The following is an 18,076-nucleotide window of genomic DNA, read 5'->3' as shown; positions in this document are numbered from 1 at the left end:
GGTTTTTTTGATTGAGTAGATGACTCTTTGTGGGAGTCATCATTTGATAGGAATTCAAACTGTAGATTAATTTTGCTATGATTATTTTATTATTTTTTTAAAGTCTTAATTGTATATATTTTCATAACTTTCTTCCTCAGGTTTAATCTCTAATTCTACTTCAGTTGTGAATCCATCACTTTTATTTAATGAATGTGAACATTTAGCAATGGTCCATTTGGTTGAGTTTATTTCTGGTTTAAATCCATCCACTTCAACTGGCATTTCAGTAAATAAATCGGGACGACCTAGTGCTAGTTTAAGTTTAAATTGTGCTATTCCTTGTTCAATTTTTTTCAATTCACTTTTAGCCGCTTCTATTGCACTTTTTTCATTTGCATAAACATATCTAAGTTCTTTGATTTTACCTTTCATTTCTTCTTTTTCGGCTTTTTTCTTATCGACAACCTCTACGTGAGTTTTACTTTTTTCAATCTGTTCTTTATAAATAATTTTGTACGGTTTTTTGGTGGGATGTCTATAACTATGCCAATAGGCTTTTACACCTTGATATTGACTATCGATGATGGTGTAGCTGTGTGAATTTCCTGACTGTCTTTTGATTTTAGCTGGGGGGATTTTTTTGCCATTTACTGTTATCCCTTGGCCTTTATTAAATGCTATTAAGATATCATTTTTAACCGTTACACCTCCGCCATAATCATTAACTAAGCGAGTAAGAAAAGAACTATCTGTTTCTTTTGTTTGGTCAATATGTGAGATATATTTGGAACCTAACAGTTTATCACAGCGATAACTTAAATTTCTGCGTATAGCAATAATTGCGATTATTTCGCCTAAGGTAAGATCGTGATAAGATTTTTCGAGAACTTCATCGTTGAGCTTTCTTAAATCATCAGCACTATCTCCTTGTATAGTAATGACATCTGGTGTACCAGAATGGGTAACTTGCTTGATGGTAAATACATTTTTTATATTTGCATCAAAGATCACCGCTTCTTGATCGTTTAGCGTGGTTTTTTTGTTATCAGCTTTCCAACCAAGCGTAATTTCCAATTTAGCACCTCGAGTGGGTAAATTAACTTTTTGATCGGAATCATCAATGACTATGTTAATTGTATCTGCTTGAAAGCCATTATTGTCGACATATGTCATTGAGATAAGACGATTATCAAATTTTTTGGTAATGTCTTGTTTCTTGTTATCATCTAATAAGATAATTTTGTAAAATGGACTTGCCATGTTATACCTATATAATTATATCAATAATATCTTTGATTGCGCCTTCACCAAAGAAGTCTGGAATATCGACTTTAGTCAGGTTTATCGTGAAATCGATTTTTAGTGGTGAGCCATGACGATTTAGTTCGGTATAGGTTTTCTCAACACTATTTAATACAAAAAAGCCAAGCGGAACACCGTCACCTTCAATTAGTGGCATCGGTATAGATAAATATGCCATGCGTTCTAAGACTTCAAGGCTGACTCTGCCATGGGTTATTTCGCTGTATACTGAACCAGATAAACTTATTGTTTCATTATTAGGTCCGGTAAACTGTAATGCTGAGCGTTTGTTGACTCTATTATTACTCGCCCAGTTCCAACTTTTGTTTATTCTCATATTTTTGTAAGGTAATGTTTTTAAGCAGAAAACAAAAAAGCCATAACACATCATCATTTTAGTAGATATCCCTTAAACTGCTTCTAATTTGAAATAATTGTTGTTGTTCTCGACGATCAAGTTCTTGAGTGATAACTTTGACTAACTCTTGTTCATTCATGCCAGGTGCTGCATTAATGGTAATATAATATTGTGAGGTTCCTCCTTGAATATTACCCATACCCGGATTGGCGATAGAATTTGTGCTATTATTCATGCCATCAAATGGCATTTGTGGCGCAGTAGTCGTCACTTTGTCAGCAAATTTACTCATTGAATCTAAAGCTAGATCTTGCGTTCCATCAATGCCAATTTGATAGCCTTCAATAGTGTTAACACCAAATTCTTTAAAGATTTTCGATGGCGAATTAATTCCTAGTTTTGATTTGAACCAACCGCATATATTACTAGCGACATCTGATATGCTATCTTTTAAGCTGTTCCAAGCATTTTTGATACCATTTATAAGTCCGTCGATGATATCACTACCGAATTTAGCAAACATGGTTAGTAGTCCATTTTCACCCGTGAAAAGTTCTTTTATTTTGTTTGGTATTTCAGCCATTTTGTCAGGTAGTGTCATGATAAGATCCCATGTGTCACCAACTATTTTTGCAAGACTTTCAAAGAGTCTGATTGGTGCCATAAGGATACTACCCACAACAGAACCAAAAGAGGTTCCGGCCGATTTACAGCTTTCAAACTGTTCATCTGTGAGTTCCATTGGTGATAATAATTCACTAAACCAGTTGATTACTCCGCCTATTGCATCACCTATCGTTGTGAATACTGGTCCTAAGAATGAGAAAGCATCAATAACTGGCTGTATTTCATTGGTGAGTCCTTGCCAGAAACCAGTGAAGAATGCGCTGATTGGTTCCCAGAATTTTCGAATTACTAGTGCTGCCGCGGCAATAGCTAGAACGACAAGGCCGATAGGGCTGAGTAGAAATGCTCGACCAACTGTTGTGATAACAGTGCCTAAACCTTTAAATGCACCCGTTAAGGTTTTAATTGGAATTTCGCCTAATGTACCTAATGCTGTACTTGCCATGGATGTGATTGAAATTATTTCCGTAAAGGTGGCGACAAAAGTAGGGTGGTTGTTTATCCATTGCTGAGTATTTGCCATAAGGTCGGTTAACCATGGCATTGCACTAGCTATTGGTCCTTGCATGGATCCACCCATAGAACTTGAGATATTAGTTAGTGTGGCTTTTAATATTTCAAATTGTGACGCAAAACTTTTACTGTCAATATCGGCTTTTATTTGTAAAGAACCCATGGCATTTGGATCATTGATTACTGATTGCTGTTGTTCAAGTAGTGGTAAATTATTGGTAAGTTTGCCGGTGTTTTGCGCCTGTTCGCTACCAAATAGCTTAGTAAGAATTTCTGTTTGTTGGGTAGTATTCTGTTGTTTAATGGTTGTTAGTACTTTTTGTATTGTGTCAATGGCATCGATTGACATATTTTTTTCTATTTGTGTGGCATCAAATCCAAGTGATTGTAATGTTTGTTGGAATTGCTCCGATTGCGTTGTCGCTTTTGATAAACTGTTGACGATAGCATTGGTGGCGGCAATCGCACCATCTGGTTTTATATTTAGGTTTAAGAATGCCGAATTTAATGCCATAACTTGTTTGAAATCGAGTTTATCAGCAATATCATCCATACTTTTTAGTGAACTTATGATATCTGCTACATTAGCATCGGTGTTATCACTTAGATAATTAATGGTGTCGGCTAAGTTTTCAATATTTTCTATTGGAATATTGAATAATTTGACAATTTCACTCAGATCTGTGGCTAACTCATTTGCCGGTAAGCCAAAAGCATTGGCTGAAATTGCTGAGATTTTAGTAAAGTTTAGTAGTTGTTTGTGTTGTTCGCTTATAGGATCGCTTTGTTTAGTTAGGCCTAATTTGGCATTGGATTCTACCTGTTCAGCAATATCTAATGCTCCTTTGGCAGTTGGTATTTGTTGACTTAGTGATTGAATTTGTTCTTTCATGCTGTCAAATAATTTAGTTGGTTTGCCTTGTAGGTCATATAGCCCTTTAACTTGTCTAGCGACTTTATTCATAGCCTGTTCAAGTTCAATAAAGGATCCAACCGAATTCAATACAGGTTTACCAAGATTTTTACCCAATTCTTTTAGCTTTTTACTTTGCTTGCTTGTTTTTTCTTTATCATCTGATTTTTTGTCAGTATTTTTTGCATCAGCCTGTTCATTATCATTTTTTGCCTGACTAGTTTCAGAAGACTTAGTTTTAGACTGAGGCTTATTTTTATTTTTTGCCCTAGATCTATTATTTTGTTTGGAATTTTTGTTAATTTTTTTGGCCATAATTAATAAACTTTTATTTTCTGATTTTGATTAATGATGTTTATGTTGAGCACATTGATTAAATACTGATTCGATTATTTAAATTATTTAACAATCATTGTCGTCAAACGGTACCTTTTATTTTTGATAATTTTGTTAATGATTATTCAGGATTATTGGTACCGTTTCTGACGCGAGCATGCTCTCGCCATTCCATAAGTTCAGATAAGTTTAATTCATCCATGGCAGATGGTTGCCAATGAAAGATTAGTGCAATATCTGCCATTGCCTCTTCTACTCGGTTAGGGATTCCTTGTCGGCATCGTTCGAGTTCGGGGACAAAAAATTGATTACCTCTTTGGTGATTTCCGACAGGTCAATTAAATCTAAAGTATATACTTCATGTTCAGCAATTGATGGTGTGGTAATGCGTGGTAATACTTTTGCTAATGAGTCGATATCTAAATCAATAAATTCGAGTAATTTAACACCACGTAAATCACCAGTTACTGGTTTGCGAATAGTAAATTCGGTTATGGTGGTTTTACCTGATTTAATTCCATTTTTTAATGTGATTTTTTTGCTGCTTATCATTTGTTTCCCCTCGTAAGAAGCCCTTGCGGGCTTTTTTATTTAAATGATTAATTTTAAATTAATTGTTATAGTCCAATGGCACTGCGTGCTTTGGATAGACGATCTTCGCCGTTTACTTTGTCGATCATGTTGATAAGGTCGATTTCTGTAATCTCTTCGTTGTTGATGATCTCTTTATAATAAGTACATTGCGTAGTGATTTTGGTCGAGTTGCTTTCACCTTGTTTTAGTTCACCACGGTCTTGTTCTTTATGACGTCCGTTAACGATGATTTCGACTTTAATAAAATCTTCACTATCATCTTTTTGGTAAGCACCAGCAAAACGTAATGTAACACCATTGAGTAAGCCACCATGCTGTTTTAGCACTTCGTGAGCTAAGCCACCGATTGTCCATTCAACATTTAATGCATCATCTTCATATCCCATGTCGATTGGTACACTGCCAGGCATACCTGCACCGCGATAGTTTTCAAATTTGCGGGTTAATTTGGGTGGTGTGAATGATTCGACTTCACCAGCAAAAGAGGTTCCGTTAACGTAGACGTTGAAGTATTTGAGTTTTTTAGGTAGAGCCATTTAATTGTTCTCCTTAGTTAGTGGCGACTGAATTAGCCAGCTCAACCAAATATTTATCGGTAATGCGTTGGCGTAACATAAGATTTTCGAGAGGCGGGACAGGTGTGTAATCATAATCAATATATAATTTACCTGCTTTTAGAATGTCTGGGGTATTAGCTTCAGGGTCAAACCATGCTTTACCATCAACAATGTAGCCGTTAGATTTTAATTCACGGAATTTGTTATTGATTGATTCAATTAAATCTTTAATTAATGAGGCATGCATTGGAGCATCAACTAATTGGAATTGAGCTTCAGCGATAGTGTCAGCTAAAACTTGAGCGGTACGGGTGTAGTTTTCAAATGCAAATAATGTATCCGCTGAGCAAGTGCGAGATCCCCAGAAGCGATATCCTTGATTGCAAATTAAAGTTGTTACATCGTGCTCGTTTAAGTAATTTGAATCTGAGCTTTCTTCTTGCAAATCCCAAAATACATCGTTAGAAATGCCAGTGACGCCATTGACAGGAACATTTGATAATGTTTTATGCCAGCCAACTTTTTGGTCGATTTGGGCACGTAGACCTAACGCTCTAGCCGTTGCAGCTAAAGTGACATTTTGTTTTTGTGTAGCATCGAAACCGACAAAATCAGGCCAAATTACCATTGCTTCACGCGCTCCTAATTTATCGCGATAAAGTACCGCTTGTTCTTTGGTTTTAGCGCCGTAAGCCGATACATAACAAAAGGCATGTAATTTTTGTGCTAATGAAACTAGCGCAGTTGCAACTGGTAATGAGTCATAACCAGGCACACCTAAAATACGTGGTTTTACTTTCAATTGTGTTTGTGCTGAAAGTAGCGCTTTCATACCAGTATATTTGCCATCTTCAGTCGTGGTACCAATAATATTTGCTTCTGTTTCTGCAACAGTTGCACCTGTTTCAACACGAACAGCAACGATAACCGGTGAACACTGATCTGCAATTGCTTCTAGTGTTGGTTTGAGTGTTCCTGTTGAGCCAGCTTTACCGATAGCAGTATTGACATTGGTAATCAAAACTGGGGTGTTAAGTGGAAAATGCGTCGCATCGGCATCATCGCCAGTACAGACAATACCAATAACAGCGGTTGATACTGTTCTGATAGAGCGTGAACCTTCATTGATTTCGATGACTCGGACGCCGTGATGATAATCGTTAGCCATAAGTTCTCCGTTGTGGTTTACATATTGTAAAGTTAAAGTACATGGCAATATTTGCATATTTAATACAAAGTGGTTAGTGATTGGATTTGTAGCGAAATTTGTTACAATTTATAGCGAAAATGTTTATCAGATTAGATAGATATGACAAACAAAAAACTGTCATTTATTACTGGAAATCAGATAAGTAAATGACAGTCATTAATATTGAAATTAGCTATTTGGCATATTTGGCCAGTCGATATTTGGTGCTTGTTGAACATCAATGCGATTTACTAGTGCGCGGTATTTTTTCCATTTTGCGAGTAATTGAATTTCTTGTTCAGTGGCGATTTGCGAATCAACGGCGTCTTGTAAATAACTGATTTGTTCTGTTGCTTTACTTAATAATTGTTTTTTCTGAGATGTTGCGACATTGATGTCATGTTGATGCTGTTTTTCAGTATCTAATACCCATTTTTCACCGTCCCAGCTATCAAATTCACTGATTGGTTTTGTTGTTGTATAGCCATCAGGGATTTCACCCACTTCTTGCATGGTCTTTTCTGCACCTGTTTTAGTTGAGTAAACCTTAGTGCCACGTAAATCTTTAGGGTAGGTCCATTGTTGGCCATTGTGAATAATGGCTTGATTATCTTTAACGCTTTTCGGTGCATCTAAATATGCGTTAGCAGGTAAACCTACACCGACGGGCAAATATTGATAGGTAGCTCGTAAAAATTCGCCTTCTGTGTTAACGTTATAAATAATTGCCCAGCCGGCTGAGATGGTTAGACCATTTTTATCTAATACGGCTGATGCTGGTTGTAATTCATATTTCATTATTTGTTCTCCTATTATTCTGCTTTAACGATATACATAAATGCGATATTACGTGGTCGGTTTTCGTGAGCTACTGGGACAATTCTCGACGCATCAAATACTAACGATTGATGTGAGCCACCGGGATTTCCAGAGAGTGCGTATGCCCCCCAAATGAAGCCGTTTGTATAAAATGCACCATTACCGATATTGTTAGCAGAACCACTTACTACTGAATCGATAGAACCGTAAATATTCCGAATTGCATCAAATTGCCAACTCAACATACCTCGATCTGGATCCGCCCCTTTTCCGTTATCCCAGCCGCGGATGAATTCACCTCGTAAATCTGGTAAAAAGCCATGGGGGTATGTTGCGGCGAGCTTTGGATAATCTTCTTTATTAAAAGCTGAGCCGTTGCACTCAAACCAACCTGCCGGAGGCGTCATCTGCGGCCACGGCAGAGGAATACCTACCGGCAGATAATTAGATATATTTTGAGTGGTTAAAAATTCTGTCCATGAATAATCGCCTGAATAAGCTGGATTTTGTACATCAGTTATCACGCTGCGAAATTTTGCACGTTTACTAAGTACATCAATTGCAATATCAGCAAATGAACCATCATCTATAGCCGACCGCATCACATGACTATAATCAAACGGCTTGTTACCTTGTGATTGTTCTTGCGTGAATAAAAAACCGCTATATTGATTTTTTGTTTCATCAATAGATTCATCACCGAGCACATACGAACTCCCGATCCCGTATGAGTATTTTGTTAAAACAGGTTGACCTTTTATGCTTAGGGGACCAATCATATTATCACCGGAACGTTTTACTGCTCCGTTTGCTACATCATATGCTGTTTTAACCGCCAATGGCGTTGCTGCTTGATTTTCGAGATTAGAATCAATGGCTGAGTTTAATTGTACGAAGCCTTTTGATTTTGTGGTGGCATTTGGATGATTAGTTGATTTTTCATGAGCTGTCATTTTTACGGTAATTAAATCATCAACATATTCTCGGGTAGCCAATACCACTGCTGGGTCGATCTTTAATTGAATAGATTGGGCATTGTCGACAATAATGACCATTCTAATCACTTGTGTGCGACCACTACCTTCAGCTAATTTAGGCTTATAGGTAGCAGGGCAGTTACCTACGGCAATTAGATTACCTTTATCATCAAACAAGCCAATTTCATGAATAAACCAGCCGCCATCAGACTCGGGTATAACTTGTTCGGCAATAATTTGATTGGGGTTTTCTTTATCGACAAATAGTGTGTTGATAGCTGCACGTCTAACTTCGTGCACTAATTTGGTTTGGTTTGCATCAGGTTTTGGTATTTTACCGTTGCCATCTCCAACTGCCATTTGAGTTATTTTAAGTGGCACGCCCAGTGCGGTGGCATTGGCTAACAATGCCGCTCCTTGTTTAGTTATAATTGTATAGTAGGTTTGATTCATGGTGTTATGCTCATTGTATCGATTAAGTGAATAGTTGCGCCTAAATGGCCTTCTGATTGTGTTGTGACTGTTTCTGCAATATAAGGATAGATGTCTAAAGTATTACCATCATAGCTACTGGCGCCAATGGTTAATGAACCTTTAGAAACTAATTGAATTGCCAAATTTGATAATTGACGTGATACTGGTTTTACATCATCAATTATACGACTGAGTTCTTTATAGGATTCTTCTGTTATGCCGGTATCTAATATGCCAATTTCCAGGGCAAAAGAGCCTGGTATTTGATTGTTTTGCCACCATTCGATAATTTTAATTAAGTAACCAAATGGTTCTACTGCTCGGCGAATTGCCTCTTTGGTACCTTTGAGTTTATGAATTTCAAAGGCTTCGGCGATGACTTTACGTTTGATCTGTTCAGACCAATTTTCATCCCAACGGTCGACACTATATTGCCATGCCAGATAGGGAAGTAATTCGTAAGGACAAGTTTGCGGATCCCAAAGTGAGCGTAACGGTATTGGTGGCTCACAAGCAATCGCTTGTGAAAGATTTTTTTCCAGTTTGGTGGCAGTAGGGGGGAGTAGCGTTTTATTCGCCATAGCCTGCTACCTCAATTTGATAGTCTGAACAATAACTAGCTTGTTCACGGTTGATGATAATATCTTGTGCTGGCTCTTGAAGTTCAACACGTTGTACACCAACCGCATGTAATGCGGAAATGATTGCACTGCGACTGATTCTTCGTCCAATTCGATGCTTTTCGCTAATATAAGCTTGCAAATTATCTAAGGCGGTTTTTTTAATCGGTTCTGATTCGGGACCTGGATATAAGTAAAGTTTCGCTTTGATTTGGTAGTCAATTAATTCGACTGATTTAACGGTCACCCTGTCGGCAATCGGCCGACGATCATCTTGATTGACCGCTTTTTTGACAATTTCAATTAATTCATCAGAAGCTATACCATTATTGTCGCGAGCTAATATCGCTAATGTAACACAGGCAGGGGACGGGCTTTCTGCTGCGGCATCTAATACTCGACCATCAGCACTTCGTGCAAAAAATTCATATGCTGCGCGCGGTCCGGCAACTGATAATCCTTCAAATGCCGATTGAATTCGCACTCGAAAGTCACTATCAGCTTCTTTGATTTCTTTAATTGCAGGCACGACACTATTATCTTCAGCTTGAATGGTTAAACGATAAACATTAAAGTTTGCCCCTAAATTATCTAAATCCTGATCTTTGGCGTGAGCAATCATAAGTGCTTGTGAAGCTTCGTTTATTCGTTGTCGTAAAAGTAGCTCATAATAGCTGCTTTCTTGTAATAGCTTAACGATTGGTTCACTTTCAAATTGTAATGTTTTAGCAACTTCAAGCTGATCTTGCTCGTTATAAAGTGATAGGAATTTAGCTTTGCGACGGTTAAAGATCTCCTCAAAATCTAATGATTCAATCACATCTGGGGAAGGTAATTTTGAAAGATCTGTTAATGTGGCCATGTTGCTACCTCGATTTCGCTAGTAAATGTTTGGTTTGGTTTGTCTATTCTGGAACCGGTTATTTGTAAGGTTAATTTTTCTTTATCAGGAAATACATCGACAGCATCAAGTTTTATTCTGGGTTCCCATTGAGCAAGAGCCAATACCGTTGCCGAAATCACTCGTAATTTTGTTGCTTCTGTATTTGGATTATCTAAAAGTAAAAACAGTAATGAACCATAACTACGACGCTCAATTCTCGAACCAATTGGTGTTGTAAGAATATCTTTAATCGATTGGTTAATATGATCCATATCGTTAATCGTTCGTCCTGTTTTGCAATTCATGCCTATATAACTCATTGCGGTTTTCCTGTTGAATCAACACCAGCTTTAACGCCAATATGGGTGTGAGAGTCTAATACAATACCGTTTGATGATAGTTGCCCTTGAGTGTGGATAACATTACCGGTTAATGTGCCGGTACTACCTTTGGCACCACCACCGCTAGCACTGAATGATTTGAATGTTACATGATCGCTACATTCAACCAATGGTGTATCAAGTTGAATTTTGCTACCCGCTTTAGCCGTAATTTGGTCACTGGCTTCAATGATAGCGGTTTTGATCCCTTTGATGGTTAGTTGACTGGTTTCGGGTTCATATTTAAATGAGGCTCCGTCAGGAAATGTTACAAAATATCCATCCTCAGATTTAGCGGGAGCGGGATTGGCATCACTGAATATACTAGGTAATACACAACCTAACGCTAAGTTACCATTAGGGCTTAAAATAAATACCTGCTCACCAACTGATGGTCGCCACCAGGTACGGCTTTTACCAGCACGATGGGTGAACCAAGGTAACCACGCGGTAATTAATTCACCGGTACGGACTTTAACCCGATCACCATTGGTTTGATAAACAACGCCAGGGCGAATCAGGTTTTCAATTTTTCGTAGAATGTCGACTAAGTCGGCGGGATGATAATTTTTCATAACGCCTATAATGAAATTTTATCAAATAAAAATAAAGTAAGCTTAGTTGTAGCAAATAGGCTTACAAATTTTCAAAGAGTTAAGCTAGAACAGCGTGTGGTTTGAATAATGCGATCATTAACTTTCTTTTTACCCTTTTTTTTCTTAAAATAAAAATAACAATAAAATCAATATATTAATTGAGTGGTTAAAAAAAGGGTTTTTAAAAGCCAAATAGCACTTTGCCTTTTTGCTAACAGAGTTTATAGTATATATTGTTCTAGTTCACTGCCGTGTAGGTAGTTTAGTAATGCCTGGCTTCGAGATTCACCTCTAATACTGGGTTCACTGCCGTGTAGGTAGTTTAGTAAACATTTACCGATATAACCACCAATTGACTTGCGTTCACTGCCGTGTAGGTAGTTTAGTAAACTAGCCGATTTTGGATAGTGTACAGATCATCGTTCACTGCCGTGTAGGTAGTTTAGTAATGCACAAAGTGAAATAGATAGTCTTGTGGCACGTTCACTGCCGTGTAGGTAGTTTAGTAAGTCACGTTTTCACTAAAAAACGTACCTGATGAGTTCACTGCCGTGTAGGTAGTTTAGTAAAATCAATAATTATTTTTAGTTTTCGCTTTACTTGAATTGAAAAAATCGCTTATACTTTGCTCACGCTAATAGCGTGAGCTATAAATGTTATTATTTAATAAAGGGGATAATATGGCTAATTATAGTGTGGTTAACTCAGCAATTCTTGCTGCGTTACTCGCTTTTTCTAGTCAAGCAGATGAAATTTCAAACTCTTTTGAAAGCCCTTTTGTTGTAAGTAAAAAAAACGATAATAGGGTAGATGAAATAAATACCAATGGAAGTATCAATGCTTTATTAGAGCAAGCTGCCCAAAAAGCAATAAGCTCTTCTCTTAATTTATGTGAAATAATTGACAAGCGTTATATTGAATTAATCAATTCACCAGAAAAACTCTCTGAAAAAATGTTTATTGAGCTAAACAAAATAAACGATATGTTTCTGCTATTAGATACTCTTTTTAAAACAGCTATGGCAAATCAAAGCAAGATTAGCTCGGTACAAGAAGATCATCAGTTCAATGAAGTTTATAGAAATTACAAAATAGTTTATGGGAAATTTAACAAGTTAGTATTATTAGCTAAACAAATTAAAGTAGTGCCAACATACTTTGAAAGTGACATAGATTTCAATGGATTGAAAGAGTTAACAGAATATTCAACAAATAGAATTTTGGCATCTTAACTGAATGGAAAGGATGCTAAATGGACTTTTCAGTATCTATTAACGACCAAACAAGAGAACGCTTTTTCAAACCTATCTTTGATAAATACCCTAATTTAGAAAAGCAAATTATTAATGATTTTCAAAAATATAAACAAAGCAATGGTGATTTGGTTCCTAATTACTTCGGTAGGGATGTTGCTTATGTTGAACCATATTTAGCAAATAAGATTGGTTTAATGCACATTCATATGTGCTTTCCACCAAATAAATTTAATGATTCAGACGCACAATATTATAGGGTTTGCAAAAAAGGACAAACTGACGCTTGCTTAGTTTATATTAATGGCTCATTAAATATTAATCACTTCTCTCTATTAGCTATTTTTTCTCCCGATGCTCACAAAAAATCCAGAGATAGATCAATAATGAATTATATTTGTAGAGTAGCAGAAGATTTTTACAATAATAATTAAATACATTCCTTAAGTGCTCTCTATATACACGAGAATATTAATTGCCTTATAGGAGGAGTTAAATATTAACGCATTGTTTTTTATTGTTCTATTATAGCTAATTTAAAGTTGCATGTTCGAAGAACGGGTTTTCGACTAATACAAATTATTAGCTAAATTGCCTCTAATCCATTTAAAATCAGATAATAATCAATGCCTCAATATGCATTTTAATCTGGTATTAATATGTTTATTATTGTTAGGAAACAGTTGATTTATTAGAATTTTTCTTTAGTTGCTTACTTAAGCAGCAGATTATCACAATTGCCATAATCTGCAATTATTAATTAATGTTTTTTGACCGATAAATTTTTAGTTAAAATTTTGAGGAGAGCACTTTTTTGACATTAAAAAATTTGAGGAAAGGGGTTTTTTAAGCCCCTAGAATCAGCTTTTAACTAATATTTTAAAAAACATTAATGTTAGTATTAGTATTTTATTAGCTATGCAAATTAACAGTTATTAATAGCCATACTTTTCTAATGGTTCCTGTAATATTATTCGGTCGGTTAATGAGTCAAATTCTGTTTTTTCTTGTTTTTGTGTTGGTTTGATTCGTTCTGATAATCTTAATTCAATGGTTAAATCACATTGGTTGTCAGTGATATTGTTAACATGAAACTTGATTGCTTGTTGGCGGTTCTGAGCGCTAATCAATGCATCTGGTTGATTGTCCTGCATCCAACTAACTATGTTGGTGGTTAAATCATTAAAAGGGTAGTAATAACCTGGTAGATTTAACGTTAACGTGAAATGGTATTGAAATCCTGAATTGGCCACTGAGAAAGGCTCAACAATGCCATCTTTGATGATAAATTGATTTTCCGCCGTTAAATTAGCATTTAACAGATTCTTCTCAAACAAATAGTGTTTTAATTGGTTAATTTTTTTCATACGGATCCTTTAATCTTTATAAATAATCTTGATGGCAGTAAAACAGTGATTATCAATGCAATGAAATAGAGCTGAGGTTGAAATAAAATAACGGTTTATTATCAATCCTCGATCCAAATGTATTGACCTGAATATTAAACTTAGCTATTCATATTCTTAGATGGTGATTTTCAACTAACTGCATTTATTTTGTCGCCATCATTGTCAATTACTGTTGTTAGTCGAATTTACTGAACGGCAAAAGATAGCTATGTTGCCTTTGCTTTTTAATAAACAGAGTAATAATGTGATGTTCATTACAACTTGGGCTAGATAAGCGCGATGTGGTAGATTGAAAAATGAAAATAAGCAAACAGCAGCACTTGAAACTATCATCAACCATGCTAACCAACTGTATTTAACTTTGTAGCGACAATGGTTGCGATCGAAGGTAAATAATCTCACCGCAATCATTAAACAAAAAATAGCATTGAGCGTCATTATCATGATTTTTTGCCTCTAAAGTTATTGAATAAATCTGTTGGATCATCGAATTTTTTAATTAGCCATAATAACAATTTAACACTTATAGCAGATGCAACTAATGCACCTAAACCTGGTGGCATCTTAGTTTGAATATTGGCTGGAAAAATAGGGATGAGTAAATACAGCGTCATTTCTGCTAACAGTAATCCCATAGCAAATGAGATAAAAAATAGGACGATGCGGCGCAAAACAGAAATATATTGTTCACTAATCACAAGTAAAATCGAACCACAAAGTGCGCCTAAAATAATGCCATTTTCAATGTTAGGATAAATCATTGATAGTGAAAAAGCGCTAATAACTGCGGTAAAAGTTAGACTGGTGGGCTCTGTCATTAAATTAGTCCCATAAATTAATAGAATTAGAATTTTTTTCAGGTACCGATTCAGGCACGTTTACTTCAATACCCATAGGTAATATTGCTGGTAATTCACAAAGTTTTGGGTTGTTTTGATAAATTATTTCGACAATTCCGGCTGTTTTACCAAAAACTCGATAAGCTAATGCATCAATCGTTTCATTTTGCATGGTATAAACAATCATTCTTTAATTACTCCATAGTTGATTTGGATTTATTTTTAACAGCAACATTGATGGTGTTTCAATAAATAGGGCTCGGCGGAAAACAAAAGTGTCTAATCGCTTAAAACCATTGCACCGCCGAGATGTGAGGGTCACTCGTTGTAAATAGTTATTTGATATTATGGTCGTTGTTAACTGATTTTTAGGCAATTAACTAAAATTGTGACAAATTGAAATACAATATGATCTGTAATAGATTCGATACAATAAGCTATTAACTCAAGTAGTTATAAAATTAATTCAAAACATCTGATAATTATTAGTAAATGACTAACCTTATTAATATGACCTTTAGGTCTTTACTATTTACCATTAGGTAATTATAATCAAGTTATCGTGTACACGAAAAATTGTTAGTGTGTTTTTATATATTTATATTTGGAGATATATTCATGGCTTTTGCTTGCAGAAATTTTTCTCGTTCAGCGGGAAGTATAATGAATTTAAATCCTAAAACAGATTATCGCTCTTATACTTCGGTTGATAAATCTGATTATAATAATGCTACACAGGCAGATATAAATAAAGTAGCGGCAGATTTAAGGAGAGCTTTAGAGCTTTATGAGTCAGAAAAAAAACGAAAATGTTCCTACTAATAAAGTGCCATCTTCAGATGTTGTTCTGGAGATGGAAAAAGCTATCAAAAAAAATCCCGAGATATTAGATCAACTATTTGAAAGTCCTTTAATACAGCAAACCGTTATCCATAAAATTGAATCTTATAAAGGTCCACTTCCTCATCCTGATATATTAAAAAAATATGATGAAATCGATCCTTCATTTTCAAAGATAATCTTTCAACATTTCGAAAAAGAACAGAATCATCGACATAGTATTGATAATAAATCTATTGATGGCGCAATAAAAAGTGATAAACGAGCTCAATGGATGGCATTTATTTTGAGTTTCCTTATTATTACAACAGGTGTTGTCGCTACTTTTTGTGGTTATGAAATATTTGGAGCATCAGCTGTCGGTTTTAATATTGCTGGATTGATTGCAGCATATCTCAAAGGTAGAACAAGTAATAAAGATTAAACTTTGTATTTACCATTCCTAAAATATCGACCTATAAATTGCGAATATGATGTAAATCTACTTTCATCAATTTTGTTATAAATAAAATTTTACTGATTAATCTCCCAGATCGCTTGTTTATCCGCATTGCATTTTTCGATGACATGCAATAAATGTTCGTTGTATTTTAAACTATCACCAAAGGTCATTGGTTGCGGGGGTAAATTTGGCTGACAATTAATGAGTAGATGCGCTGGTATTGGTTGATTGACGAAGATTTTTCGCTCGGTTGTACAAGCTACCAGAAATGGGCATAGGCACCAGCTGGTTAGCGCAATAATTCTCTTTGAGTTGACCATTGATCTGCTCCTGATTTTGTAGCGATTGCTGTTCCAAAGATTGTTTATTTTTTTCGTTATCAGCGATAATCTGATTATTCCTGATAATTGTTTGTTGTAATTGGCCTAACTTTTGTGTCAATTGATTGACTTCATTTTTTGCCAATTGTTTTGCATGCAATAAATCAGCAATGATAAAAATGAGTAATAAAAATGTGAAAGCAATAGTGAAGTTTGTTTTGTTCATACTAATCCTGGTAAATAAATTGTTTTGCCGTTTTGTTTTACTGCAGTAACAACACGTCTGCGTTGGTTGCTATGACTAAATTCAATGTGAACCCATTGATTATATTCTTGAATGATTTTGTCAAATTCGATGCCAGCCGTGATTAAACGTTGGCAAATTTGTTTGGGATTGCCATAGGCACAATGAAAATCAACAGCGAGACCTTTGGTATGCGTGCTAGTTGGCGAACCTCCTACTTGAGTATTGAGAGCCGGGCAACGATATCCTGATGTGATGATGATTGGATGCGCCAAAGCTTTTCTAACTAATTCTAATTTGTTTGCCGTTAGCTGAATATTGGCCATTAATTCATCTGGCACATGATTATCTATGTTTAGCCGAGCAGCGGTTGTTGAGCGAGTAAATTCTTCTAATCTGAAGTGTTCTGTTAATCTCATGACTCTGCATCTCCTTTGATCTATATTATGAATTTTTCTTCCAGAGTTCTAATTAAGGTTGTTCCTGAGCAATCTGCTTGGTAAGCGATCATCTACAGTAAGTACAAATGACAAATCAAAATAGCTAACAGTTAAAAAGGTCAAGATTGCCACAAAAAATCGAAATAACTATTTGAGCAATTAATGTTTTAATAGCTGATTTGTTACTGTTTAATGGTTTATAAAAGTAACTTGCCAATAATGCATACTAAGTGATGATGAACAAATAAATAATCACATACTTGAGCGTTAGTCAGCATAATTGATTCTCAATATTTAAACGGCTGCTAAGCAAGTTTTCAGACCTATATTATAAAAATAATAAATTGACTATCTTTTTTTATATCTCTCTTTCAATCTTGATAGGTTATATGAAATAAGTTAAGCGGCCACTTAACACTGTTTAATTATACAGCTTTTAGATGTTTCAACCTAATTTATAGGGGTAAATTGATTAAAATTTCACAAGGTAAAAACGTTATTAATCAATTGTTTATACATTTATTTTAATGAGGTTTTGTAATGGATAATTTGACAATTAAAATCCTCTATTTTGGCTAAAATAGATAGGTATTTGACAGGTTTAACAGATTAATTAAAAACTTTGCTATCAAGGTTTAATTAATAAAAATAATCATGACTAATATGATTTTGAAGATAATTATTAGTAAATATGGAATAAACTGGAACGGTTAGGCTTTAAAAAACCCCGTTCCTCAAAATTTTTGAAATTGCTATGAAATGAAATGGCAAAAAAGAAGGATAGTTGATGATGGTTGTTAAGTGGGTATGAACTATTTTCAACTATCCTAACGTGTTTATGAATTATTTGAATTATCAGTTTGCTTAGCGGCTAGTTGTTCTTTTAGTGGTTCGAGTAAATCTCGAAACCAAAACAGTATTATGTCTTTATCATTTTCACGTAAATGAATATATTCAGTAATGATTCGTGAAAGTAATTCGGCGCGTTCAATTGTTTTCATTTTTTCCAACTCGTTCATTTTTATTTACCCTTCAACACTGTATTTATATACAGTATATAATAATTAGCTTTTCGATCAAGTATATTTTTTAAAAACTTAGAGCGAACTCACTACCAACATTTAATTCTTTGATATTTATCTATTTTGTTGCTGAATTTTTATACTTTT

General features: G+C 35.2%; 24 protein-coding genes and 1 CRISPR repeat array. Of the genes, 4 read left to right on the top strand and 20 right to left on the bottom strand.

Annotation, left to right across the window (positions count from 1 at the left end):
* Nucleotides 1-105: 105 nt before the first annotated feature.
* From H3T83_RS03815 to H3T83_RS03755, 13 genes are all read right to left on the bottom strand, one after another.
* Entirely contained in the window at nt 106-1,242 is a 1,137-nt protein-coding gene (locus H3T83_RS03815; RefSeq protein WP_110453483.1) for a contractile injection system protein, VgrG/Pvc8 family, read from the bottom strand.
* A 7-nt stretch (nt 1,243-1,249) separates the two neighbouring features.
* Nucleotides 1,250-1,678 (bottom strand): phage tail protein, encoded by a 429-nt coding sequence (locus H3T83_RS03810; RefSeq protein WP_065651214.1) that lies wholly within the window; start codon nt 1,676-1,678, stop codon nt 1,250-1,252.
* A 1-nt stretch (nt 1,679) separates the two neighbouring features.
* Nucleotides 1,680-4,010, bottom strand: a complete 2,331-nt coding sequence (locus tag H3T83_RS03805) for a phage tail tape measure protein (protein ID WP_198215146.1) — start codon at nt 4,008-4,010, stop codon at nt 1,680-1,682.
* A gap of 142 nt (nt 4,011-4,152) precedes the next feature.
* Nucleotides 4,153-4,275: a GpE family phage tail protein gene (locus H3T83_RS03800; protein WP_086359676.1), complete on the bottom strand. Its 123-nt coding sequence runs from the start codon at nt 4,273-4,275 to the stop codon at nt 4,153-4,155.
* An 8-nt stretch (nt 4,276-4,283) separates the two neighbouring features.
* On the bottom strand, nt 4,284-4,583 hold the full coding sequence (locus H3T83_RS03795; protein WP_198215145.1) for a phage tail assembly protein: 300 nt from the start codon (nt 4,581-4,583) through the stop codon (nt 4,284-4,286).
* Between the two features lie 65 nt (nt 4,584-4,648).
* The gene (locus H3T83_RS03790; RefSeq protein ID WP_065651211.1) at nt 4,649-5,161 is read right to left on the bottom strand and encodes a phage major tail tube protein; all 513 of its coding nucleotides are present in this window, start codon (nt 5,159-5,161) and stop codon (nt 4,649-4,651) included.
* A gap of 13 nt (nt 5,162-5,174) precedes the next feature.
* Nucleotides 5,175-6,350 (bottom strand): phage tail sheath protein, encoded by a 1,176-nt coding sequence (locus tag H3T83_RS03785; RefSeq protein ID WP_198215144.1) that lies wholly within the window; start codon nt 6,348-6,350, stop codon nt 5,175-5,177.
* A gap of 210 nt (nt 6,351-6,560) precedes the next feature.
* A complete protein-coding gene (locus H3T83_RS03780) occupies nt 6,561-7,169 on the bottom strand; it encodes a tail fiber assembly protein (protein WP_198215143.1) in 609 nt (202 codons plus the stop codon).
* Between the two features lie 14 nt (nt 7,170-7,183).
* Nucleotides 7,184-8,620, bottom strand: a complete 1,437-nt coding sequence (locus tag H3T83_RS03775; protein ID WP_198215142.1) for a phage tail protein — start codon at nt 8,618-8,620, stop codon at nt 7,184-7,186.
* A complete protein-coding gene (locus H3T83_RS03770; RefSeq protein WP_198215141.1) occupies nt 8,617-9,222 on the bottom strand; it encodes a phage tail protein I in 606 nt (201 codons plus the stop codon). Before H3T83_RS03770 ends, H3T83_RS03775 begins: the two co-directional genes overlap by 4 nt.
* Nucleotides 9,212-10,123 carry a baseplate J/gp47 family protein gene (locus H3T83_RS03765; protein WP_086365427.1) on the bottom strand — a complete coding sequence of 304 codons (912 nt, stop codon included), beginning with the start codon at nt 10,121-10,123 and terminating at the stop codon, nt 9,212-9,214. The genes H3T83_RS03770 and H3T83_RS03765 overlap by 11 nt, the downstream gene beginning before the upstream one ends.
* Nucleotides 10,111-10,464 carry a GPW/gp25 family protein gene (locus tag H3T83_RS03760; protein WP_065651205.1) on the bottom strand — a complete coding sequence of 118 codons (354 nt, stop codon included), beginning with the start codon at nt 10,462-10,464 and terminating at the stop codon, nt 10,111-10,113. The genes H3T83_RS03765 and H3T83_RS03760 overlap by 13 nt, the downstream gene beginning before the upstream one ends.
* Nucleotides 10,461-11,099, bottom strand: coding sequence for a phage baseplate assembly protein V (locus H3T83_RS03755; RefSeq protein WP_198215140.1), 639 nt, complete (start codon nt 11,097-11,099; stop codon nt 10,461-10,463). Before H3T83_RS03755 ends, H3T83_RS03760 begins: the two co-directional genes overlap by 4 nt.
* 262 nt (nt 11,100-11,361) lie before the next feature.
* Nucleotides 11,362-11,689: a CRISPR direct-repeat array (repeat unit 28 nt; unit sequence GTTCACTGCCGTGTAGGTAGTTTAGTAA).
* A gap of 111 nt (nt 11,690-11,800) precedes the next feature.
* On the opposite strand from H3T83_RS03755, the gene H3T83_RS03750 reads away from it, so the two are divergent.
* Nucleotides 11,801-12,352: a hypothetical protein gene (locus H3T83_RS03750; RefSeq protein ID WP_198215139.1), complete on the top strand. Its 552-nt coding sequence runs from the start codon at nt 11,801-11,803 to the stop codon at nt 12,350-12,352.
* Nucleotides 12,353-12,372: 20 nt separating this feature from the next.
* Nucleotides 12,373-12,807 carry a type II toxin-antitoxin system YafO family toxin gene (locus H3T83_RS03745; protein WP_198215138.1) on the top strand — a complete coding sequence of 145 codons (435 nt, stop codon included), beginning with the start codon at nt 12,373-12,375 and terminating at the stop codon, nt 12,805-12,807.
* Between the two features lie 501 nt (nt 12,808-13,308).
* Here H3T83_RS03745 and H3T83_RS03740 read toward each other — a convergent pair.
* The 4 genes from H3T83_RS03740 to H3T83_RS03725 form a co-directional block, all read right to left on the bottom strand.
* A complete protein-coding gene (locus H3T83_RS03740; RefSeq protein WP_198215137.1) occupies nt 13,309-13,740 on the bottom strand; it encodes a phage tail protein in 432 nt (143 codons plus the stop codon).
* Nucleotides 13,741-13,944: 204 nt separating this feature from the next.
* Complete coding sequence (locus tag H3T83_RS03735) at nt 13,945-14,226, bottom strand: phage holin family protein (RefSeq protein ID WP_198215136.1); 282 nt, start codon at nt 14,224-14,226, stop codon at nt 13,945-13,947.
* The gene (locus H3T83_RS03730) at nt 14,223-14,600 is read right to left on the bottom strand and encodes a putative holin (protein ID WP_198215135.1); all 378 of its coding nucleotides are present in this window, start codon (nt 14,598-14,600) and stop codon (nt 14,223-14,225) included. The genes H3T83_RS03735 and H3T83_RS03730 overlap by 4 nt, the downstream gene beginning before the upstream one ends.
* A gap of 4 nt (nt 14,601-14,604) precedes the next feature.
* Complete coding sequence (locus H3T83_RS03725; RefSeq protein WP_065651198.1) at nt 14,605-14,808, bottom strand: tail protein X; 204 nt, start codon at nt 14,806-14,808, stop codon at nt 14,605-14,607.
* A gap of 431 nt (nt 14,809-15,239) precedes the next feature.
* Between H3T83_RS03725 and H3T83_RS03720 the strand changes: the two genes are divergently transcribed.
* Both H3T83_RS03720 and H3T83_RS03715 read left to right on the top strand, forming a co-directional pair.
* The gene (locus H3T83_RS03720; protein WP_110453472.1) at nt 15,240-15,443 is read left to right on the top strand and encodes a hypothetical protein; all 204 of its coding nucleotides are present in this window, start codon (nt 15,240-15,242) and stop codon (nt 15,441-15,443) included.
* A complete protein-coding gene (locus tag H3T83_RS03715) occupies nt 15,409-15,885 on the top strand; it encodes a DUF2335 domain-containing protein (protein ID WP_065651196.1) in 477 nt (158 codons plus the stop codon). The genes H3T83_RS03720 and H3T83_RS03715 overlap by 35 nt, the downstream gene beginning before the upstream one ends.
* A gap of 216 nt (nt 15,886-16,101) precedes the next feature.
* Here the strand turns inward: H3T83_RS03715 and H3T83_RS03710 are convergent, their stop codons facing one another.
* From H3T83_RS03710 to H3T83_RS03700, 3 genes are all read right to left on the bottom strand, one after another.
* The gene (locus tag H3T83_RS03710; RefSeq protein WP_086365420.1) at nt 16,102-16,449 is read right to left on the bottom strand and encodes a hypothetical protein; all 348 of its coding nucleotides are present in this window, start codon (nt 16,447-16,449) and stop codon (nt 16,102-16,104) included.
* Nucleotides 16,446-16,886: a D-Ala-D-Ala carboxypeptidase family metallohydrolase gene (locus H3T83_RS03705; RefSeq protein WP_198215134.1), complete on the bottom strand. Its 441-nt coding sequence runs from the start codon at nt 16,884-16,886 to the stop codon at nt 16,446-16,448. The genes H3T83_RS03710 and H3T83_RS03705 overlap by 4 nt, the downstream gene beginning before the upstream one ends.
* An 857-nt stretch (nt 16,887-17,743) precedes the next feature.
* Nucleotides 17,744-17,926, bottom strand: coding sequence for a hypothetical protein (locus H3T83_RS03700; protein ID WP_065651193.1), 183 nt, complete (start codon nt 17,924-17,926; stop codon nt 17,744-17,746).
* Nucleotides 17,927-18,076: the final 150 nt, after the last annotated feature.

The sequence above is a fragment of the Gilliamella sp. M0320 genome (assembly GCF_016101635.1).
In the GTDB taxonomy this organism is placed as follows: domain Bacteria; phylum Pseudomonadota; class Gammaproteobacteria; order Enterobacterales; family Orbaceae; genus Gilliamella; species Gilliamella apis.
Note: the sequence above shows the minus strand (reverse complement) of the source record. Positions and strands in the feature narration are given on the sequence as shown.